Below are 21,817 nucleotides of genomic sequence, written 5' to 3' on the forward strand. Positions count from 1 at the left end.
GCGGAAAGAGAGACTTGAACTCTCACATCCGAAGATACTGGAACCTAAATCCAGCGCGTCTACCAATTCCGCCACTTCCGCACAGTAGATATTTTATTTTTAGCTAACATCTCAAAAAGAGATGGCTGGAGTACCAGGATTTGAACCTGGGAATGGCGGGATCAAAACCCGCTGCCTTACCGCTTGGCGATACTCCAACGAAGTAAAATCTTTTTGAGTTCTGATTTAAAAGAACATGGTGCGGAAAGAGAGACTTGAACTCTCACATCCGAAGATACTGGAACCTAAATCCAGCGCGTCTAAACCTAAATCCAGCGCGTCTACCAATTCCGCCACTTCCGCACATCTTTTAGCATTAGTTATTGGAACCTAAATCCAGCGTCTATATTAAGACAACTGCCAATTCCGCCACTTCCGCACATCTTTTAGCATTAGTTATTGGAACCTAAATCCAGCGTCTATATTAAGACAACTGCCAATTCCATTACTTACGCATATTTTTTGCGACAACAAATCGATGAGTTTTGGTAGTAGCTAAAGCATGGTGGCTATGCCCTGATTTGAACAGGGGACCCCATCATTATGAGTGATGTGCTCTAACCAGCTGAGCTACATAGCCATCTCTTTAACTTCTCATCATCGCTGATGCGGGGCGTATTATGCGTATATGCCCCCAAGCCGTCAACACCTTTTTTGCAAAAAATCTGCTAACACAGTTTGTTTGCAGATAAATTAAGCGAAACGGCCTGTTTTTATATCAAATCATGCGGGGCAATTGCAAATTTTTAACAAAACCTGTGAACTTTTATTCCTTTGGAGTCTATAACTTACTCTGAAGAACAAGGTACTTATTTGATTGAAAAGCAGAGTTGATAAAACTAAAAAGGAGCCGAAGCTCCTTTTATTGAAATAGCGTGTAGTAACTATAGTTACACATTAAATAAGAAGTTCATCACATCGCCATCTTTTACGATGTATTCTTTACCTTCTTGACGCATTTTACCTGCGTCTTTCGCACCAGATTCACCACGGAACTCGATATAATCATCAAAGCCGATAGTCTGTGCACGAATAAAACCACGCTCAAAGTCTGTGTGGATTTTACCAGCAGCTTGAGGTGCTGTCGCGCCAACAGGGATAGTCCATGCACGTACTTCTTTTACGCCAGCTGTAAAGTAAGTTTGCAGTTTCAACAACTCATAACCACCACGGATCACACGGTTCAGGCCCGGTTCTTCTAAGCCTAAGTCATCCATAAACTCTTTCTTATCTTCTTCTTCAAGTTCAGAAAGTTCAGCCTCAATTGCTGCACATACTGGGATCACAACCGCGTCTTCTGCAGCTGCAATTTCACGTACTTTGTCTAGGAATGGGTTATTTTCAAAGCCATCTTCGTTAACATTGGCGATGTACATAGTTGGCTTGATCGTTAAAAAGTTTAGGTAGCTTATTGCTGCCGCTTCTTCTTTATTTAGCTCAAGTGAGCGAAGCGTTAAGCCTTCGTCCAAGTGCGCTTTCACTTTTTCAAGTACAACCAGTTCAAATTTCGCGTCTTTATCGCCGCCTTTCGCTTTCTTCGCGTTACGTAAAACTGCGCGATCTGCAGTATCCATGTCTGCAAGTACCAGCTCAGTGTTGATTACATCAATGTCTTCAGCAGGATCGATTTGACCAGCAACGTGCACGATATTTTCATTTTCAAAACAGCGAACTACGTGACCGATAGCATCCGTTTCACGGATGTTTGCTAAAAATTGGTTACCTAAACCTTCGCCTTTTGATGCGCCTTTTACCAAACCGGCAATATCCACAAACTCCATTGAAGTTGGGATAGTACGCTGAGGGTTTACAATTTCAGCTAGCTGGTCAAGACGAGCATCTGGTACAGGTACTACACCGGTGTTCGGTTCGATAGTACAGAAAGGAAAGTTTGCGGCCTCAATGCCCGCTTTAGTCAACGCATTAAATAAAGTAGATTTACCTACGTTAGGTAAACCAACAATGCCACATTTAAAACCCATAGTGTTTATTCCTAAATTTCTACCGTATTATCTCAAGCACGCATTATGGCGAACGAGAAGCTTAGGTATTACTCAATCAATCGCAGCAGTGAACTGTTACGGTTTAAATGAATGTAGTCGATTTTGCGCTTTTAACACACCGTCTTTTGCGAGTATTTCCATACATCGGACTGCTTCATCCACAGCGGCATCAATTTTCTCTTGATCAGCTTGTGGTGCTTTGCCTAAAACCCACCCCGTGACTTTGTCTCTATGTCCTGGGTGACCAATACCAACGCGCAATCGCATAAATTCTTTGTTATTTGCCATTTTAGCGATTATGTCTTTTAAGCCATTGTGACCGCCGTGACCACCACCTTTTTTGAGTTTGGCGATACCGGGTTCTAAATCCATTTCATCGTGAGCAACAAGAATACTCTCGACGGGGATCTTATAAAAATTGGCAAGACTCGCGACCGCTTTACCACTTAAGTTCATATAAGTCGTAGGGATCAGCAATTTAAACTCTTGATTATTGATGAGCACTTTGCCGGTGAGGCCGTGATGTTTAGCGTCTGGTTTTAGGAGGCAGTTGTATCTTCTGGCTAGTTCTTCGATAAACCAAGCGCCAGCGTTATGACGGGTGTTTGCGTATTCGGGGCCTGGATTTGCCAGGCCCACAAGCATTTGAATATTATTCAAGGTGTTAACACCTGAACAATTACTCAGCTGCGTCTTCAGCAGACTCTTCAGCAGGAGCTGCTTTAGGAGCGTTTACTGAAACAACCGCTTGGTCGTGATCTGCACCTTTAGCAAGTTCAACTGAAACAACGCCAGCTGGAAGCTTGATATCAGATAGGTGTAGAGTTTCGCCAACAGCTAGAGTCGCTACGTCAACTTCGATGAACTCAGGAAGTCTTGCTGGAAGACAAGTGATTTCAATTTCAGTTAGTTGGTGAACGATAGTGTTGCCACCTTTAGTTGCTTTCTCTTCGTTGATGAAGTGAACAGGAACTTTAGTGTGAAGCTTTTGAGAAGCATCAACGCGTTGGAAGTCTAAGTGAGTGATCTTAGGCTTGTACGGGTGACGTTGCATATCTTTAAGAATTGCTTCAACAGACTCACCGCCAATGTTTAGCGTTAGGATGTGAGTGTAGAAACCTTCGTCTTCTTGCGCTTTCAATACTTTGTTGTGATCAAGAGTTAGTGAAACTGCATCTTTACCAGCACCGTATAGGATTGCAGGAACTTTGTCAGCGCGACGTAGGCGGCGGCTCGCACCAGTACCTAGGTCAGAACGTACTTCAGCGTCTAATTTGTATACAGACATGGATGTCTCCAAAATAATTTAAGTTAATGTGTCAGAGAGCTCGCGACCAAGCTCCCTGCCTAAAAAAGGCGCGCCAATATACCACTAACGCACTTGCAATGAAACCTATAAAACAAAAAAAGCACCAGAGGTGCTTTTTGGCTAATCAGTTTTGGTGCCGATTAGTGTTGAAACATCGCAGAGATTGACTCTTCGTTGCTGATACGGCGGATAGTTTCGGCCATCATATCTGCAAGTGTTAGTACTTTGATGTTATCAAGCGCTTTCAATTCATCAGAAAGTGGAATTGAATCAGTCACGATAACTTCATCGATAACTGAGTTGCGTAGATTTTCCGCAGCATTGCCCGAAAGTACTGGGTGGGTTGCGTAAGCGAATACGCGTTTTGCACCGTGCTCTTTAAGTGCTGCTGCTGCTTTACATAAAGTACCGCCTGTATCTATCATGTCATCGACAATGATACAGTCACGACCAGCAACATCACCAATGATGTGCATAACTTGAGAAACGTTAGCCTGTGGACGACGCTTATCAATGATCGCTAGGTCTTTATCATCTAACAGTTTTGCAATCGCACGAGCACGAACCACACCACCGATATCAGGTGAAACTACTACTACATCTTCGAACTTACGCTCTTTCATGTCTTCGATTAGCACAGGGCTACCGAATACATTGTCAACAGGTACGTCGAAGAAGCCTTGGATTTGTTCTGCGTGTAGGTCAACGGTAAGAACACGGTCAACACCTACGCTTGAAAGGAAGTCTGCAACAACTTTAGCAGTAATTGGAACACGAGCAGAGCGCACGCGGCGGTCTTGACGTGCGTAACCGAAATAAGGAATAACGGCTGTGATACGACCAGCAGATGCACGACGTAGCGCATCAACCATGACGATTAACTCCATTAAATTATCATTTGTAGGAGCACATGTTGATTGGATGATGAATACATCTGAACCACGAACGTTTTCGTTGATTTGAACGCTAATTTCACCGTCGCTAAAACGGCCAACAACGGCATCACCTAACTCAATAAACAAACGTTTTGCAACTTTTTGAGCTAGCTCAGGTGTTGCGTTACCAGCGAAGAGCTTCATGTCGGGCACGGTAGGGTTCCTCAGGCACTGAATTTTTTGGACTAACATGCAATGACCATGAAATAAAAAAGTCAAAACAAGCTAACTTAAACAATTTACTTCTAGTTTTGCCAAGCGCGCAATTGTCGATGACAAATTGACTCACTTGTATTTTGGGCAATAAAGCCCTGCCAAGATGAAGGTAGAGTTTCGAGCACACGCAGCGCTGCCTCACGATTTTCAAACTCCGCGAAACAACAAGCTCCAGTACCAGTCATTTTGGTTGGTGCATATTTTAGCAACCACGCGAGGGTCTTTTCAACCTCGGGGTAAAGCTTTTTGACAAGAGTTTGACAGTCGTTGCCCGTATCCGAGAGTTTCCAACCGCTTTTTAGCTTAGGCGTATTGCGTGGTAAATCTGGGTGAGTAAAGACTAACGCGGTGCTGACATGAACAGGTGGGGCAACCACCAAATACCATTTTTTTTCGATGTCAATTGGCTCAAGTTGCTCGCCAACGCCGTGGGCTACAGCTGTTTTACCTTCAACAAAAACAGGCACATCGGCGCCTAGCTGGAGACCGAGTTTTGCAAGTTCTGGGATAGTAAGCTGACATTGCCACAGCGTATTGAGTGCCAATAAAGTTGTCGCGGCATCGGACGAGCCACCACCAACACCTCCACCCATGGGAAGCCGTTTATTTAACTGAATATCGACACCAGCAGTTATTTTTTTATAGGGCTCAAGAATTTTGGCGGCTTTATAAATGAGGTTATCTTCAAGTGGAATACCTGCGGTGTCACCACAAATGACGATTTCCTGCTGGTTACTGGTTAGCGTAAATGCTAATTCATCACCAAAATCTAAGAAAGTAAATAAAGTTTCTAGTTCATGGTAGCCGTCTTCTCGACGGCCATTGATATGCAAAAAAAGATTTAATTTTGCCGGAGCGCTTAGCGTCAATGTCTTCATTTAAACTGCCATGAAGTGATTAATACTTTGACCTCAATATTGGTCGACGAGAGTTTCATGCGGCTAGGCAGCCACATTCCGTCTTGCATTTTATATTGTTGATAGGTGATTTGCCACACTCGGCCAGATGGGCTTTGCCACTGTGCATTGCTTATTCTGCCAAGATCATCAAGTTCACTGGCTGGTGCTTCAACTAAGCCCGTTAGCCATTGAGGGGCTTGATTGACCGGAAGAGAGAGACCACTTAAACGCTTAACCAAATCGCTACTGTCCATGCCTTTATGGACATTGTCTTCAAAGGTCAGCTCCGAATGTGTGTCTAATTCTTCTAGCTCGAATATGCGGGTGCCCACAAAACTGGTTAAAATCAGATTTTGTTTCTCTTCTTTTAAATACCAATTAAAGTTAGCTGATTGACGATTGTCTGGGGCAATAAATGCAAGTTTACCTCTCGCTTGCCAATTTTTTTGTTGTTTTAGCCTAGATTGCCAGTCTTGTGCTACGTTTTGCTGAGGTAATTGTTGCGCACAACCGGTTAAAATTAATAAAAATATGAGTAAAATCAAATGAAGTTGTCTCAAAGGCCTTTCCTTACTTTCCATATTCGATTGATTTTTGGTAAAATTGCCGGCTTTAAAGCAGGGCTCGAGCAATACTGGCATCTATGACCATCATCGCACTTGGTATCAATCACAAAACCGCGTCTGTAGAATTACGTGAAAAAGTGGCGTTTTCTCCAGAACAGCTTACAGAAGCATTGCACCAACTCCAACATTCTTCGCAGTTTAAAGAATCTGTGATTGTGTCGACCTGCAATCGAACCGAGATCTATTGTAGCCTTGAGTCTGCTGATCCCCAAGCACTACTCGGTTGGTTGTCAGATTTTCATAACATAGAGCAACGAGACTTAACAGAAAATGTCTATGTGCATATGAATCAGGATGCGGTGAACCATTTAATGCGAGTTGCCTGCGGTCTTGATTCATTGGTGTTAGGTGAGCCACAAATTCTTGGCCAAATTAAACAAGCTTTTAGTACGGCCAAACAACACCATGCAATTCAGCCAACATTTGAGCGTTTATTCCAAAAAACTTTTTCGGTGGCGAAGCAAGTGCGCACCGAAACCGATATTGGTGCAAGTGCTGTCTCAGTGGCGTATGCCGCTGTTAATTTAGCAAAGCATATTTATGGTCAATTGGATAAAACTCAGGTCTTGTTAATTGGTGCCGGTGAAACAATAGAGTTAGTTGCTAAACACTTATCGCAGCATAATCCAAAGTCAATCACAGTCGCGAACCGCACAATTGAGCGCGCACAAAACCTAGCAAAAGAAGTTGGCGGCAGTGTTATTTCACTGGCACAGTTACCAGATGCGCTACCAAGTGCAGACATTGTTATTAGTTCAACTGCGAGCACCTTACCAATTATCGGTAAAGGAGTGGTCGAGCAAGCGCTTAAAAAACGTCGCCATAAACCAATGTTATTTATTGATATCGCGGTGCCTCGCGATATCGAAAGCCAAGTGTCAGAGTTGGATGCTGCTTATCTTTATTCAGTTGATGACCTGCAGGCGATAGTCAATGAAAACTTGGCCAGTCGTGAACAAGCGGCCATTGAAGCGCAGCAGATCATCGATGTACGCACGCAAGAGTTTTCCGAGTGGCAACGTTCGCTGCATTCAGTGGATGTGATTAGGCAGTATCGCCAAAGCGCGCAAGAAATTAAAAATGAGCTCGTGGACAAAGCAATAAATCAGCTACAATCGGGCAAAGAAGCAGATAAAATTATTATTGAATTAGCAAATAAGCTGAGTAATCGACTAACACACGCACCAACGCGCGCCATTCAAGAGGCTGCGAAAGAAGGCGATATAGATAAGTTAGCGCAACTCAAGCAAACATTAGGTATTGAGCAGGAATAACGTGTAAATGAAAGAGTCTGTATATCGTAAGTTAGAAACCTTAGTAGAGCGCTATGAAGAAGTTCAAGCGATGCTAAGCTCGCCTGAGGTGATTAGCGATCAGAACCGCTTTCGCGCCTTGTCAAAAGAGTTTTCAGAATTGGAAGATGTAGTTAAAGCGTTTACAGCCTACCAACAGGCTCAGGAAGACGTCGCAACTGCTGAAGAAATGCTAAAAGACTCAGATCCAGACATGCGTGAAATGGCACAGGAAGAGTATAAAGAAGCAAAAGCTGCCATTGCTGCGCTTGAAGATGACCTTCAAGTATTGATGTTACCCAAAGATCCAAAAGACAATAACAACGTATTCTTGGAAGTGCGTGCGGGAACAGGTGGTGATGAAGCCGCGATTTTCGCTGGCGATTTATTCCGTATGTATAGCCGCTATGCAGAAACGCAAAAGTGGCGCGTTGAAATCGTGAGCGCTAACGAAGGCGAGCACGGTGGCTATAAAGAAGTTATCGCTAACATTAGTGGCGACGGTGTTTATGGCAAACTTAAGTTTGAATCTGGTGCTCACCGTGTACAACGTGTGCCTGAAACGGAATCTCAAGGCCGTGTTCACACCTCTGCATGTACGGTTGCCGTGATGGCAGAGATCCCAGAGGCAGAAGCAATTGAAATTAATCCATCTGACCTAAAAGTGGATACTTTCCGTGCTTCGGGCGCAGGTGGTCAGCACGTAAACAAAACCGATTCTGCTATTCGTATCACTCACTTGCCGACAGGCGTTGTGGTTGAATGTCAGGACGAACGTTCACAACATAAAAATAGAGCGAAAGCGCTGTCTGTACTAAGTGCGCGCTTACAGCAAGCAGAAGATGAAAAACGTGCAGCGGCAGAAGCTTCTGAACGTCGTAATCTAGTAGGTAGCGGTGACCGCTCTGAGCGTATTCGTACTTACAACTTCCCACAGGGCCGTATTACCGATCACCGTATCAACTTGACGCTATATCGCCTTAATGAAGTGATCTCCGGTGAGTTGGGTGCTGTTATCGATCCGCTGGTTATTGAATATCAGGCTGATCTATTAGCAGCAATGAGCGAAAGCGATTAATGCCAACACTTAACATTGCCCAAGCCGTTGCTTGGGCAACCTCTGAGTTGTTACCACACTCCGAGTCAGCAAAGCTCGATAGCGAAGTGTTATTACTCCATGTGATCGATAAAAACCGCACTTATCTCTTTACTTGGCCCGAAGCTGAGCTTTCTGCACTAGAGCAGCAGCGATTCGAAGAATGTATTGCACGCCGTGTTACGGGAGAGCCTGTCGCACACATCACAGGTCAAAGAGAATTCTGGAGCCTGCCTTTAAAAGTGAACAACAGCACGCTTATTCCAAGGCCTGATACTGAAACTCTGGTTGAGCATGTTTTAACTCTCAGCATGCCAAATGACGCTCAGGTGCTAGACTTAGGCACAGGTACTGGCGCGATTGCACTGGCGTTGGCGAGTGAATATCCGGCTTGGCAAATCACCGCAGTAGATGCTTCAGCAGACGCCGTGGCGCTTGCAAAGTCTAATCAATCTCAGTTGGGCTTTAGAAACGTGTCGATTTTGCAAAGTGATTGGTTTAGTGCAGTTGCAGAGCAACAGTTTGATTTGATTGTGAGTAATCCGCCTTATATTGATGAAGCTGATCATCACTTATCACAAGGGGATGTGAGATTTGAGCCGCTCAGTGCGCTGGTCGCGGATGACCATGGCTATGCGGATATTTTTCATATCATCAGGACGGCTAAGCAACATCTGAACTCGGGGGGATATTTGCTGCTTGAACATGGCTTTGAGCAAGCAGATAAGATCCAACAGTTTTTTGCAGAAATGGCGTATATTAATATACTTACAATAAAAGATATGGCAGGGTGTGATAGAGTGACGTTGGCAATGTTGCCGTAAAGTCACGAACTCACACGAAAGTTAGGCGCTTCAATAGGATCCGCAATATGGATGATTTTTTGTTTTCAGACGAACCCGCTGACGTAGTTGAACCTGAAAAAGTAGGCACTTGGAAGGTTATTATTGTCGATGATGAGCCCGAAGTGCATGCAGTGACAAAATTAGCACTGAGTGACTTTGAGTTTCAAAAAAAGCGTCTGGAATTTATTAGCGCTTATTCGGGTGAAGAAGCAAAGAAAATCGTCGATGCCAATCCCGATGCTGCGGTGGTATTGCTGGATGTTGTCATGGAAACCGACGATGCTGGTTTGCAGGTCGCAAAATACATTCGTGAAACCGCCAAAAACAATCATATCCGTATCATTTTAAGAACTGGTCAGCCGGGCCAAGCGCCTGAGCGCCAAGTTATCGTGAACTACGATATCAACGACTATAAGTCAAAAACAGAACTCACCGCGCAAAAGCTCTTTACTGTCGTCATGTCGAGTTTACGTTCATATCGTGACATTCTCGCCATCGATCAATCAAGACAAGGGCTTGAGAAAATCATTAAAGCCTCCCGTGATATTTTTGCTACTCATTCAATTGAGAGTTTTATTGAGGGCGTGCTACAGCAACTTACGTCGCTGATAGGTACGGTCGACCAAGCTATGTATGCAACGTCACTTGCAGCGGGTAAAGAAGCTGGCCAAACGAACGATCAGCTGGTTGTATTTGCAGGGCGTGGAGAGTTTGAAAGTAGTGAAGGTAAGCCGATTTCTGAAGTGCTTAGCAGCGATCAAATGGATGCCTGCTTAAAAGCACTACAAGATAAAGATATTGTATATAAAGACAATTACCTATTTGCCTATTGCTCCAGTGACTATAACCACGCCTCAATGCTATTTGTGTCTGGTATTCCTGAGTTCTTAACCGAAACTCAGCGTCATTTAATCGATATTTTTGCCCAGAATATGCAATTGGCGTACGAAAATGTACAGCTACAAGCCGAGATTGAAGATACCCAGCAAGAACTGGTGATCCGTTTAAGTGAAGCGCTTGAGCTTCATTCCACCAATACCGGCAATCATGTTAAGCGCGTTGCATATCTTTGTCATACGCTTGCCAAAGAAATGGGTCTTTCTGATAAAGAAGCTGAGCTGGTGAAAATGGCGTCACCACTGCACGACGTGGGTAAAGTTGGTATTCCTGACGCGATTTTAAATAAGCCTAGCAAGCTGGATGACGAAGAGTGGAAAGTCATGCAAACCCATACAGACAAAGGCTTTGACTTGTTAAAAGACTCTCGCCGTGAGATTGTCAGTGCGGGCGCACTAATCGCTCGTGACCACCATGAAAAATGGGATGGCAGCGGTTATCCGAAAGGAAAAAAAGGCGATGAAATACACCTTTATGGTCGCATCGTAGCACTAGCTGATGTGTATGATGCGTTACGCCATAAACGTTGCTACAAAGAGGCATGGAGCCAAGAAGATGCACAAAAAGAGATTACTGCGCAAAAGGGAAAACACTTTGACCCCAAACTCGTGGATGTATTCAACCGTTGTATTAATGAGTTAGAATTGATCCTACAACGTTTCCCTGATTAGAGAATAATATGGATTACATGGCGTTAAAACATACGCACTTACTATTTGTGGTATTGAGCATAGTGCTTTTTTACACTCGCGCGTTTTCGCGTTTGGGTTCAGGTAAATTAGCAACAAACAAAGGCGTGTTTATTACCAGCCACAGCGTAGACACTTTGTTGTTAGTTACAGCGGTCATTTTGGCGGTAACGGCGGGGCTCAATCCTGCACAACAACCTTGGCTACTACAAAAAATCGTATTGGTGTTTGGTTATATCGCATTGGGCTTTGTAATTGCAAAAGCAAGTGTTAAAAAGACCAAATATTTGGCGCTAGGCGCTGCAACATTGGTACTAATGGCCATCGCGCACCTTGCCGTGAGCAAACAAGGCTTCTTTGCTTAACCATTTCAATTGGCGCTTGGTTTATCACCGAGCGCTTCAATATCTCCATAATAAGTAAACATTTTTACTATTTCAGCGAACGATAAATTGGTATTACTAAATTTCCCCCCTTGGGAATATGACAAAAAGTGGTAAACTAGTCGTTCTAAATGAAAGCAATTCAAGAGAAACCGAATTCTATGAAGAATGATATCTGGTTAGATGAGAATGACTTATCTCTCGATGACAATTCAGATGCATTTTCCTATCCGCCGTTGATCCGCTGTATCAAGGCTGAGCAAAGTTGGGATGCACAAGCTGACACCAATGAAACTTTGTGTCAGTTAGCAGAGCTTGAATTTGCCGTGGATGAAATTCGCCATAAGCATACAAACAATCATAAATGTTTGGATGAAATCTTAGACGCTTTTTATACCTTGTGGCTATTCAGTGGTAGCAGTCAAAAGGTGCCTGAATATAAGCTCAATAGCGTTTGTTACGCACTTTCTATGCGCAGTGGTACCAATACCGCACTGGGTCTTGTTTTAGTGCATCTGCTTGAACGAGCGAAATTAGAGGCCAGTCTTGCCCTAAGCCAAGGAGAGATTGTCGTACACGTCGCTTTTAGCGAAGAAGAAGGTTACGTCATTGAGCCAAGCTCAGGCCATCAGAGCTGGTACATAATTCCAGAAAACGAAAACAACCAAGACAAAGAGCAAGAAAAAGACCAAGAGCCGATGGAGCTTATTTTTAACGAAGAGTCGTTAAAGCTTTATTTGTCTCAGCAAAAGTGGGCGTTTATTGCGGCAGAAAAGTTTGGTCACGCGCTAAGTTGCGTCGAGCAATTGATGGATATCTTAGGCGATGATCCTTATGAACGTCGTGATAGAGGCTATCTACTCAACCAATTAAATTGTCCGAAGATGGCAAAAGACGACTTACAATTTTTTGTTGATGAATGTCCGGACGACCCAACCATTGAAGTGATCCAGCATCAGATCAAAGAGTTGGCCGATCATAATAATATTTTGCATTAAAAATAGTATATAAAAAATAATAACAGCGAGGATTTATGGAGCAAAGCGCTGCGCTCGTTACCAATAACGCGGTAATTATGGGCCTGTTGGCCGTTATTCTGGGGTTTGTTTTTTACACATCGAGTCAAAAAAGCGGAGTTTGGGCAAAGTTTTACAAGTACGTGCCAGCGCTGTTGATGTGTTATTTCTTACCATCTCTGTTAAATACCTTTGGTATCGTTGATGGCAACAATAACGATGTTTACACGGTAGCAAAGTATTATCTGTTACCCGCTTGTTTGGTGCTATTGACACTGAGTATTGACCTAAAATCGATAGCGGCTTTGGGTAAAAAGGCGATTATCATGTTCCTAACGGGAACGGTGGGTGTGGTGATTGGTGGCCCAATTGCGCTTTTACTTACTGCTACCTTTATGCCTGAGCTACTAGGTGTAACTGGCCCAGAAGCCGTATGGCGTGGTATGGCCGCGCTGGCAGGAAGCTGGATTGGTGGCGGTGCCAATATGGTGGCGATGAAAGAGATTTACGGCGCGGGCGGAGAAATCTTCACCATCATGGTAACGGTTGATATTGTTGTCGCAAACTTGTGGATGGCGTGCTTGCTCTATATGGCGGCGCGCAATAAAGAAATTGATGCGCGAACAGGGGCGGATACTTCTTCAATCAACCGCCTAATTGACAAAGTACAAGCATTTGAAGCTGAGCACGCAAGAAAGCCCGAACTTAAAGATTTGATGATCCTAGTTGGTTTTGCTTTTGGTGCAACGGGGTTTGCGCATTTTGCTGCAGACTTACTGGTGCCATTTTTTAGTAGTAATTACCCAGAGCTGAAGAAGTTTTCTCTTCATAGCAAACTATTTTGGATCATTGTTCTCGTTACGACCATAGGTCTGGCACTCTCGTTTACCAAAGCACGTCAATATGAAGCGGTTGGCGCGTCAAAAATTGGCTCAAGCTTTTTATATATTTTAGTAGCAACCATTGGTCTACACATGGATATCACCAAAATTGTTGAGGCGCCTAAATACGTCGTTATTGGTGTTATTTGGATGGCCGTACATGTTGGTTTGTTATTTATTGTTGCTAAATTAATTAAAGCACCTGTGTTTTATGTTGCCGTTGGCAGTAAAGCAAACATTGGTGGTGCGGCATCTGCGCCGGTGGTGGCCTCGGCATTCCACCCTGCGCTTGCTCCGGTCGGTGTGTTACTGGCGGTGCTTGGTTATGCCCTTGGTACTTATATGGCTTGGTTATGCGGACAATTGCTTCGTGTAATAGGCAGCTAAAGGATAAAAAATGAATACAGATATTATTAACGTTGCGGGACGAGAAGTCGCAAACGATAAGCCGTTTGTACTGTTCGGTGGAATGAATGTGCTTGAGTCTCGTGACTTAGCAATGCAAATCGCAGAGCATTACGTTGAGGTCACAAGTAAACTTGGGATCCCATACGTATTTAAAGCGTCATTTGATAAGGCTAATCGCTCGTCAATTAATTCTTACCGTGGCCCTGGCGTGGAAGAAGGCTTAAAGATTTTTGAAGAAATCAAAAAGACCTTTAATGTACCGGTTATCACCGATGTGCATGAGCCATTCCAAGCAAAACCCGTTGCGGAAGTTGCTGATGTGATCCAGTTACCTGCGTTTCTTGCCCGTCAAACTGACTTAGTTGTCGCTATGGCAGAAACTGGCGCGGTGATCAACGTGAAAAAACCACAGTTTTTAGCGCCACATGAAATGCGTCATATCATTAAGAAAATCAATGAAGCGGGTAATGACAAAGTTATCCTCTGTGAACGCGGCAGCAGCTTTGGTTATAACAACCTGATCGTGGACATGCTGGGCATGGATGACATGAAGCATATGGCTCCTGTTATTTTTGATGCGACACATGCGCTACAGCGTCCAGGTGGTCGTAGCGACTCTGCCGATGGCCGCCGTGCTCAGGCTGCTGAGCTTGCTCGGAGCGGTATGGCACTTGGGTTAGCTGGACTCTTTATTGAAGCGCATCCGAATCCAAATGAAGCTAAGTGTGATGGTCCTTGTGCATTGCCATTGGCTAAACTTGAAGGCTACCTACAGCAGATGAAAGCGGTAGATGAACTAGTTAAGAGTTTTGCGCCACTGGACACCAGCGCAGCTGATTTATAATCTATACCCAAGCGACCTCATTATTAGATGTTGTTTGGGGATTTTACTTGCCCGCGGTTAGCGGGTTTTTTATAGGCATGAATGAATGTCACGACGAGTTCCACCATTAAATGCATTAAAAGCCTTTGAGGCGGCGGCACGACACCTGAGCTTTACCAAAGCAGCAGAGGAGTTGTACGTCACTCAAGCTGCGGTTAGTCATCAAATTAAAATCTTAGAAGAACATCTAGGTTTAAAACTGTTTTTGCGAAAAAATCGCTCCTTACTGTTAACTGAGGAAGGGCAGGGCTATTACCTCGATATTAAAGATATTTTTTCACAATTAATCGATGCGACTGAAAAGCTCCTAGCACGAGGCGCAAAAGGGTCGCTAACGGTGAGTTTGACGCCAAGCTTTGCAATTCAATGGTTGGTACCAAGGCTGAGTAACTTTAATGAGTTGCACCCTGAAATCGACGTACGGATCAAAGCCCAAGATCACGACGACAACTCGTTAACGGATGACGTTGATGTCGCGATTTACTATGGCCGTGGTAATTGGAATGGGGTGCAAACCCATAAGCTACATACTGAGTATTTAGTGCCGTTATGTAGTCCATTTTTATTAACCGGCCCAAAACCGTTAAATCAGCCAAGCGACCTAGCGCAACATACTTTACTCCATGACACCACGCGTCGCGCTTGGAAGGCATGGATGAAAACCGCTGGGGTCAGAAATGTGGCGGTCAATACCGGGCCTATCTTCAGTCACTCTTCTATGGTGTTACAGGCAGCAATTCACGGCCAAGGTGTGGCGCTGGGAAATAGCGTACTGGCAAGACCGGATATAGATGCAGGGCGACTGGTTATTCCGTTTAGTCACCACCTCGAAAGTAAAAATGCCTATTATTTGGTATTTAGAGAGTCGCAGTCAGAGCTGGGTAAAATAGTTTCATTCAAAGAATGGATGCTCGGTATGGTAGAACACGAACAAGAGTTAAATAGTTTATGAGCGCAGTAAATATTGAATGGCACTATGCTGAAAACCCAGTTGCACAGTTTATTTTTGCCCATGGTGCAGGCGCAGGAAGCGATAGCGATTTTATGCAAGAAATGGCTAAATTGCTTGCTTCTAAGGGCGTTCAAGTTGGGCTCTTTGATTTTGAATATATGCAGCAAGCCAAACAAGAAGGGAAAAAACGCCCACCAGAGCGTGCCCCTAAGCTACTCGCGTATTTTCAACAAGTACTGGCCGCAGTAGAACCAAGTCTACCGCTCTTTATTGGTGGTAAGTCAATGGGCGGGCGTATGGCATCTATGCTGGCCTGTGAAACCACTGTAAAGGTGGAAGGAGTACTTGCGTTTGGCTACCCATTCCACCCGCCTGGTAAGCCGGAAAAGCTCAGAGTGGACCATTTTCCTGAGCTGAAATGCCCGCTGCTCATTTTACAAGGCGAACGTGATACCTTTGGCAACCGCACAGAGGTTGATGCCATGTGCTTTCCAGAGCAAGTCATGGTGAAATGGCTCAAAGATGGCGACCATTCACTCAAGCCACGTAAGGTGAGTGGTGTAAGCGAGTCAGAGAGCCGCGCGAATGCTGCCGTGATTGCGGCGAATTTTATTAAGGAGCGCTGTCATGGCTAAGCTCTACTTGATTATTGGCAGCGTGTTTTGTTTATTGTCTGTGGCTCTAGGCGCGTTTGCCGCTCACGGTCTCAAAGGACGTTTGAGCGACTATGCCATTGGTATTTTTAATACGGCGGCGCAATACCAAATGACTCATGGTCTTGCCATTATTGCCACCGCGTTTTTAATCAAATGGGGCCTCAAGGTGCAAGTTGCTGGTGGCTTTTTTATTACGGGTGTATTGCTATTTAGTGGTAGTCTGTACTTACTAGCCTTAACGGGCATAAAATGGCTAGGGCCAATCACCCCAATCGGTGGTACCTGTTTTTTAATTGCTTGGATTTTATTGATAGTTCAAGCTGCTAAATCTTCCTTTTAATCTAGAGAATCTAATGTCGAGTATCGTTATCTATTGTCGCGGTGGTTTTGAAAGTGACGCCGCAGCCGAAATTAATCATTATGCTGCAAAGCATGGAATTGCTGGCTACGTAAAAGCTAAGCCGAATACTGCTTTTGTAACATTTGAGTGCTTTTCGCCAAATGATGCTGAGACCTTAGCGAAGAAAATCGACTTTAAGAAACTGGTGTTTGCAAGGCAGTGGTTTGTTGGCACTTTACATACCCATATGCCGATTGAAGACAGAGTGAGCGTGATAAAAGCGGCTGTGGAAGGTTTTCCTTTGTGTGGTGAGCTGCGCGTTGAAACGCCAGATACTAACGAAGGAAAAGAGCTTTCTAAATTCTGCAAAAAGTTTTCAACCCCTTTGTCTAAGGCGCTCGAGAAGCAAAACAAGCTGACTCGTGAGCTAAAACCTGCCAAGCCTGTATTACATGTATTGTTCCTTGCCAATAACACCGCTTATGTTGGTTATTCGTTTAGTGATAACAATTCGCCATTCTTTATGGGGATCCCGCGTCTGAGAATGCCGTCCGACGCACCAAGTCGCTCGACGCTAAAATTAGACGAGGCATTTCACGTCTTTGTACCTAAAGATCAGCAAGAGACACGTGTGCGCGCGGGGATGCGAGCCGTTGATTTAGGTGCTTGTCCTGGCGGTTGGACATACCAACTCGTACGTCGAGGCATGTTCGTCGCCTCAATCGATAATGGCCCGATGAATGATGACCTGATGGAAACGGGGCAAGTGAAGCACTATCGTGAAGATGGATTCAAATATCGCCCAGAAAAACGCAATATTGATTGGCTGGTGTGTGATATGGTCGAAAAGCCAACGCGTGTTGCTGATTTGATGGTGGACTGGGTGGTGAATGCGTTTGCTCGAGAGCTGATCTTTAACTTAAAGCTACCGATGAAAAAACGGTTCGATAGCGTGTATGAATGTCTTACGCTTATCCATGAAGAGCTGCAAAAGTACAATGTGGATTATGAGATCCAAGCAAAGCACCTATATCATGACCGTGAGGAAGTCACGGTACATATTAATGTGCTTAAAGTACCGCAAAATTTGTATAGCTGATTTGTAGGAGCGATTTCACATCGCGATATTTTACATAAAGATCGCCGCATAAAGCGGCTCCCACACGGGGGTTAGCTTATTTGTAGGAGCGATTTTACATCGCGATCTTTTTCATAAAGCTCGCCGCGTAAAGCGCCTCCCACACCGATATTAGCTTAGTTGTAGGAGCGATTTCACATCGCGATATTTTTCATCAATCTCGCCGCGTAAAGCGGCTCCCACACCTATGTTACCTTATTTGTAGGAGCGATTTCACATCGCGATATTTTTCATCAGGCTCGCCACGTAAAGCGGTTCCCACACCGATGTCAGCTTATTTGTAGGAGCGATTTTACATCGCGATATTTTTCATCAAGCTCGCCGCGTAAAGCAGCTCCCACACGGGTGTTAGCTTAGTTGTAGGAGCGGTTTCACATCGCGAACTTTTTTATCAACCTCGCCGCATAAAGCGGCTCCCACACGGGTATTTGCTTATTTGTGGGTGCGATTTTACATCGCGAACTTTTTTATCAATCTCGCCGCACAAAGCGGCTCCCACATCAATGTTATCTTATTGGTGAGAACGATTTTACATCGCGATATTTTTATCAATCTCGCCGCGTAAAGCGGCTCCCACACGGGTGTTAGCTTAGTTGTAGGAGCGATTTCACATCGCGAGCTTTTTCATCAGGCTCGCCGCGTAAAGCGGCTCCCACACGGGTATTATCTTATTTGTAGGAGCGATTTCACATCGCGATATTTTTCATCAAGCTCGCCGCATAAAGCGGCTCCCACACAGATGTTGCCTTATTTGTAGGAGCGATTTTACATCGCGAACTTTTTTATCAAGCTCGCCGCGTAAAGCGGCTCCCACACGGATGTTATCTTATTTGTAGGAGCGATTTTACATCGCGATCTTTTTGTCTTAATCAATCAGTCTTAATAACTCGTTACGCGGTTGATTTCTGTAAGCGATGTCACCCCTGCGGCGGCTTTTTTCAGGCCAGATTTACGTAAGTTATCAAAACCTAACTGCTCTGCTTTTTCGGCAATCTCAAGAGAATTGCCCCCTTCCATGATCAGGTGCGAAAGCTCTGGCGTGATTTTTACCACCTCATAAATACCCACACGGCCTTTGTAACCGTCGGTACAGTTTTCACAGCCTTTAGGCGCGAAAAGGGTAATCTCTTTAATTTGCTCGGCAGTAAAGCCTTGCCCTAACAAGGCTTCTTCCGGCAGCGTTTCAGGTGTTTTACACTTAGGGCAAAGGCGTCTTGCGAGACGCTGAGCAATAATCAAACTCACCGAGCTTGCTACGTTGTATGCCGGCACGCCCATGTTTAATAGACGGGTGAGCGTTTCAGGCGCAGAATTGGTGTGCAGCGTACTCAATACTAAGTGACCGGTTTGGGCGGCTTTTATCGAGATCTCAGCGGTTTCAAGGTCACGGATCTCACCAACCATCACCACATCCGGATCCTGACGCAAAAATGCTCTCAAGGCATTGGCGAAAGTCATATCCGCTTTGGTATTGATTTGTACTTGGTTAATACCCTCAAGGTTTATTTCGACAGGGTCTTCTGCTGTGCTGATATTTCGCTCTGGCTGATTAAGAATATTCAGGCCAGTGTAAAGTGACACGGTTTTACCAGAACCCGTTGGGCCGGTTACCAAAATCATGCCCTGAGGCTGCTCTAGTGCGTCGAGGTAGAGCTTTTTCTGTTCCGGTTCATAACCTAGCACATCGATACCGAGCATGGCGCTGGATGAGTCTAGAATACGCATTACGATTTTCTCGCCCCACATGGTAGGCAGTGTACTCACACGAAAATCGATACTTTTGCGCTCGGAGATCTTTAATTTAATGCGGCCATCTTGCGGTTTGCGTTTTTCTGCTATGTCTAAGTGTGCCATCACTTTGATACGGGCGGCGAGGCGAGTCGCTAGTGTGTTTGGTGGACTTGCCATCTCATGCAGCAGGCCATCGATACGAAAACGCACGCGGTATTTTTTTTCGTAGGGCTCAAAGTGCAGATCCGACGCGCCTTTTTTTATCGCGTCCATTAAGATTTTATTGATATAAACGATGATTGGCGCATCGTCTTTATCTTCGTTGGTGTTTTGCTGTTTAGGCTCGTCATCAACTTCTAAGTCGGCAAATTCTTTAAATTCTTCTTCAGAGATCGAGAGACCGCCCGTTGCATCAAACAGCTGCTCAATCTTTGCTTCGAGCTTTTTGTAGTCGGCGACTAAGACTTCACACTGTAATCCAGTACTAAACTCAAAGTTCTCAAATGCGCCAAAATCAGTAGGGTCGGAGGCCGCTACATAGAGTTTTCTACCTTTTTGTACCAGCGGTAAAATATGGTGCTTACGGATCAGTTTTTCTTTGACTAGCGCCGGTGGAATTTCACTAACGTTAAAGTGATCAAGATTAAAAAAGGGCACTTTGAATAAGTCTAGGCATTCTTCAGCTAGCTCTTTGGAGCTCATTCCTGAACTTAGGCAAATCAACTCGGCGGTGGTGTTTGCTTCTGACTGGCGAGACTTTATTTGCTCAGCAGTAACTCGCCCTAAGGTAATAAATTTACGCAGTAGCGGGGAATGATGTTCCATAGTACCTCTTTGCCTTCACATTGAATGCATATTCAATATTTATCATTAAGTTGGAAAAATGCCAAGTTATCACTGTGAGTGTAGATTAAGTTTTACAGCCAAGTCTAGCCTAATTATTTAGTCTTACTTTCACTTTTGCTAGATTGATAAACTCATTGTGTAATCTATCTGTCTCTTGCAGGCTTTCAAGTAGCGGTCGGTCGTTGTCTAGTATGTAGTCCGCTTTTGCTTGTTTATCTGAGCGCGGTAACTGCGACTCGATAATACGGTTTACTTGCGCTGCATCTACCGCATCACGGCTGATTGTTCTCGCGATTTGCGTATCAACCGCGACATCAACAAGCAAAGTAGCATCGCAGTAGCGCTCTAAGCCATTTTCGAACAGCAGGGGCGCCGCTAAAACCACGTAATCGCTTTGCGCTGCGTTTAACTGCGTGAGTATTTCATTACGGATAAGTGGGTGAAGTAGCTCATTAAGCCACTGTTTTTTGTCGGCATCAGCAAAAATAATGGCTCTTAACTTGGCCCTGTCTAAGTTGCCGTCAGGCTGTAAAATGGCACTGCCAAACTCATCAGCAATTGCTTGTAGCCCTGTACTGCCTAGCGCGACTACTTCTCGTGCGACGATATCGGCGTCAACAATCTCTATCCCTTTTTGCTGCAAGTGGTTAGTGATGGCCGTTTTACCCGCACCAATACCGCCCGTCACCCCTAAAATCCAATTATTCATTTTTAGCATTGTCTTACTTTACATTATTAAGTTTACGTACCACAGCTGCAGCTGCTCGCCGTACATTAAGGTGATCCAGCCTGCGATGGCTAAGTAAGGGCCAAATGGGATTGGGGTGGCTTTATCTCTGCCTTGAACACTTAATTGGATGCTACCAATAATTGCCCCGACCAGGCTTGAAAGTAGCACTATGGTTAGAATTGCTTGCCAGCCCATCAATGCCCCAAAGATGGCTAGCAGTTTAAAGTCGCCATAGCCCATGCCTTCTTTACCTGTGAGTAATTTAAAGAGCCAATACACGCTCCATAAACTCAAATAACCAACCGCTGCACCGATAATGGCACTATTAGGTTCGATGCCAACACCAAAACAACTGGCAACCAGTACTAACCATAAGGTTGGTAGCGTTAACTGATCTGGCAGCAACATTTCGTCGATATCGATAACCGTAAGTGCGACTAACACCCAAGTAATCAAAATGTACAGAGTGGCTTCTAAAGTGGCACCAAAATGCCACGCAACCCATATGGAGAGTAGGGCGGTTGTTAGCTCTATCAAAGGATAGCGTACAGAGATTGACGCGTCGCAGTGGTTGCATTTGCCTTTTAATAATAGCCAGCTGATCAGTGGAATGTTTTGCCACGCTTTAATCGGCGTTTTGCAGCTGGGGCAATGAGAATTTGGTTTAATTAAATTAAATACGGGTGCTTCAGTGGTTTGTTTAGGTAGCTCATCGGCAAGCAACACGCGACATTCTGATTGCCAGCTCTGCTTCATCATTTTAGGTAAGCGAAGAATTACCACATTGAGGAAGCTGCCGATGCAAAGGCTAACGAGTCCTACGGTGAGTAACCAATACCATAACTGGGTTTGCATCAAGTTGATAATATCTTGCATAAGTTGGGCGCTTGCTTATATTTTTTGTTTAAATTACCGAGGCATGCTCGGTATAGGTTTTTGCAGTTTACCACACAGCACTATTGAGAGGCACAGCACTGTACCTCTAAATAGTGTAATTTTGTGAACAA

General features: G+C 44.5%; 21 protein-coding genes and 4 tRNA genes. 12 read left to right on the forward strand and 13 right to left on the reverse strand.

From position 1 onward, the window contains the following. From MHN32_RS18995 to lolB, 10 genes are all read right to left on the reverse strand, one after another. Positions 1–81 (reverse strand) — tRNA-Leu (locus MHN32_RS18995). A 41-nt stretch (positions 82–122) separates the two neighbouring features. After that, positions 123–197 (reverse strand) — tRNA-Gln (locus MHN32_RS19000). Positions 198–236: 39 nt separating this feature from the next. Then, positions 237–342, reverse strand: a tRNA-Leu gene (locus MHN32_RS19005). A 200-nt stretch (positions 343–542) separates the two neighbouring features. After that, positions 543–619 (reverse strand) — tRNA-Met (locus MHN32_RS19010). A 310-nt stretch (positions 620–929) separates the two neighbouring features. Then, positions 930–2,021: a redox-regulated ATPase YchF gene (ychF, locus tag MHN32_RS19015; RefSeq protein ID WP_010370435.1), complete on the reverse strand. Its 1,092-nt coding sequence runs from the start codon at positions 2,019–2,021 to the stop codon at positions 930–932. 96 nt (positions 2,022–2,117) lie between these two features. After that, a complete protein-coding gene (gene pth / locus MHN32_RS19020; RefSeq protein WP_010607356.1) occupies positions 2,118–2,702 on the reverse strand; it encodes an aminoacyl-tRNA hydrolase in 585 nt (194 codons plus the stop codon). A 19-nt stretch (positions 2,703–2,721) separates the two neighbouring features. Further along, a complete protein-coding gene (locus tag MHN32_RS19025; RefSeq protein WP_010607355.1) occupies positions 2,722–3,330 on the reverse strand; it encodes a 50S ribosomal protein L25/general stress protein Ctc in 609 nt (202 codons plus the stop codon). 161 nt (positions 3,331–3,491) lie between these two features. Then, positions 3,492–4,439 carry a ribose-phosphate pyrophosphokinase gene (locus MHN32_RS19030; protein WP_010370444.1) on the reverse strand — a complete coding sequence of 316 codons (948 nt, stop codon included), beginning with the start codon at positions 4,437–4,439 and terminating at the stop codon, positions 3,492–3,494. Positions 4,440–4,531: 92 nt separating this feature from the next. Then, a complete protein-coding gene (gene ispE, locus MHN32_RS19035; protein ID WP_010607354.1) occupies positions 4,532–5,380 on the reverse strand; it encodes a 4-(cytidine 5'-diphospho)-2-C-methyl-D-erythritol kinase in 849 nt (282 codons plus the stop codon). Next, entirely contained in the window at positions 5,377–5,961 is a 585-nt protein-coding gene (gene lolB / locus MHN32_RS19040; protein WP_158299104.1) for a lipoprotein insertase outer membrane protein LolB, read from the reverse strand. The genes ispE and lolB overlap by 4 nt, the downstream gene beginning before the upstream one ends. An 83-nt stretch (positions 5,962–6,044) precedes the next feature. Here lolB and hemA point away from each other — a divergent pair, with 83 nt between their 5' ends. The 12 genes from hemA to rlmM all read left to right on the forward strand — a co-directional run bounded on the left by hemA (position 6,045) and on the right by rlmM (position 17,464). Continuing rightward, positions 6,045–7,301, forward strand: a complete 1,257-nt coding sequence (gene hemA / locus MHN32_RS19045; RefSeq protein ID WP_069022217.1) for a glutamyl-tRNA reductase — start codon at positions 6,045–6,047, stop codon at positions 7,299–7,301. Positions 7,302–7,308: 7 nt separating this feature from the next. After that, a complete protein-coding gene (gene prfA / locus MHN32_RS19050) occupies positions 7,309–8,397 on the forward strand; it encodes a peptide chain release factor 1 (protein ID WP_010607352.1) in 1,089 nt (362 codons plus the stop codon). Next, on the forward strand, positions 8,397–9,239 hold the full coding sequence (gene prmC, locus MHN32_RS19055; protein WP_239422528.1) for a peptide chain release factor N(5)-glutamine methyltransferase: 843 nt from the start codon (positions 8,397–8,399) through the stop codon (positions 9,237–9,239). Before prfA ends, prmC begins: the two co-directional genes overlap by 1 nt. 47 nt (positions 9,240–9,286) lie before the next feature. Continuing rightward, positions 9,287–10,828, forward strand: a complete 1,542-nt coding sequence (locus MHN32_RS19060) for a response regulator (protein WP_102056258.1) — start codon at positions 9,287–9,289, stop codon at positions 10,826–10,828. 8 nt (positions 10,829–10,836) lie between these two features. Continuing rightward, complete coding sequence (locus MHN32_RS19065; RefSeq protein ID WP_029215915.1) at positions 10,837–11,211, forward strand: SirB2 family protein; 375 nt, start codon at positions 10,837–10,839, stop codon at positions 11,209–11,211. 149 nt (positions 11,212–11,360) lie between these two features. Then, positions 11,361–12,227, forward strand: coding sequence for a tetratricopeptide repeat protein (locus MHN32_RS19070; RefSeq protein WP_017217935.1), 867 nt, complete (start codon positions 11,361–11,363; stop codon positions 12,225–12,227). Between the two features lie 35 nt (positions 12,228–12,262). Further along, a complete protein-coding gene (locus tag MHN32_RS19075) occupies positions 12,263–13,513 on the forward strand; it encodes a DUF819 family protein (protein ID WP_102056259.1) in 1,251 nt (416 codons plus the stop codon). 10 nt (positions 13,514–13,523) lie between these two features. Next, entirely contained in the window at positions 13,524–14,378 is an 855-nt protein-coding gene (gene kdsA / locus MHN32_RS19080; protein WP_239422529.1) for a 3-deoxy-8-phosphooctulonate synthase, read from the forward strand. Between the two features lie 85 nt (positions 14,379–14,463). After that, positions 14,464–15,369: a transcriptional regulator GcvA gene (locus MHN32_RS19085; protein ID WP_088531408.1), complete on the forward strand. Its 906-nt coding sequence runs from the start codon at positions 14,464–14,466 to the stop codon at positions 15,367–15,369. Next, positions 15,366–16,004 carry an alpha/beta family hydrolase gene (locus MHN32_RS19090; protein ID WP_045989837.1) on the forward strand — a complete coding sequence of 213 codons (639 nt, stop codon included), beginning with the start codon at positions 15,366–15,368 and terminating at the stop codon, positions 16,002–16,004. Before MHN32_RS19085 ends, MHN32_RS19090 begins: the two co-directional genes overlap by 4 nt. Then, complete coding sequence (locus MHN32_RS19095; RefSeq protein ID WP_239422530.1) at positions 15,997–16,365, forward strand: DUF423 domain-containing protein; 369 nt, start codon at positions 15,997–15,999, stop codon at positions 16,363–16,365. Before MHN32_RS19090 ends, MHN32_RS19095 begins: the two co-directional genes overlap by 8 nt. A gap of 13 nt (positions 16,366–16,378) precedes the next feature. Beyond that, complete coding sequence (gene rlmM / locus MHN32_RS19100; RefSeq protein WP_239422531.1) at positions 16,379–17,464, forward strand: 23S rRNA (cytidine(2498)-2'-O)-methyltransferase RlmM; 1,086 nt, start codon at positions 16,379–16,381, stop codon at positions 17,462–17,464. A 918-nt stretch (positions 17,465–18,382) separates the two neighbouring features. Here rlmM and pilB read toward each other — a convergent pair. The 3 genes from pilB to MHN32_RS19115 all read right to left on the reverse strand — a co-directional run bounded on the left by pilB (position 18,383) and on the right by MHN32_RS19115 (position 21,686). After that, positions 18,383–20,059 carry a type IV-A pilus assembly ATPase PilB gene (pilB, locus tag MHN32_RS19105; RefSeq protein WP_239422532.1) on the reverse strand — a complete coding sequence of 559 codons (1,677 nt, stop codon included), beginning with the start codon at positions 20,057–20,059 and terminating at the stop codon, positions 18,383–18,385. Positions 20,060–20,168: 109 nt separating this feature from the next. Further along, positions 20,169–20,798: a dephospho-CoA kinase gene (gene coaE, locus MHN32_RS19110; protein ID WP_239422533.1), complete on the reverse strand. Its 630-nt coding sequence runs from the start codon at positions 20,796–20,798 to the stop codon at positions 20,169–20,171. A gap of 9 nt (positions 20,799–20,807) precedes the next feature. Next, on the reverse strand, positions 20,808–21,686 hold the full coding sequence (locus MHN32_RS19115; protein ID WP_239422534.1) for an A24 family peptidase: 879 nt from the start codon (positions 21,684–21,686) through the stop codon (positions 20,808–20,810). Positions 21,687–21,817: the final 131 nt, after the last annotated feature.

Origin of the sequence: Pseudoalteromonas sp. Of11M-6 (assembly GCF_022347905.1) — a bacterium.
Lineage (GTDB): Bacteria > Pseudomonadota > Gammaproteobacteria > Enterobacterales > Alteromonadaceae > Pseudoalteromonas.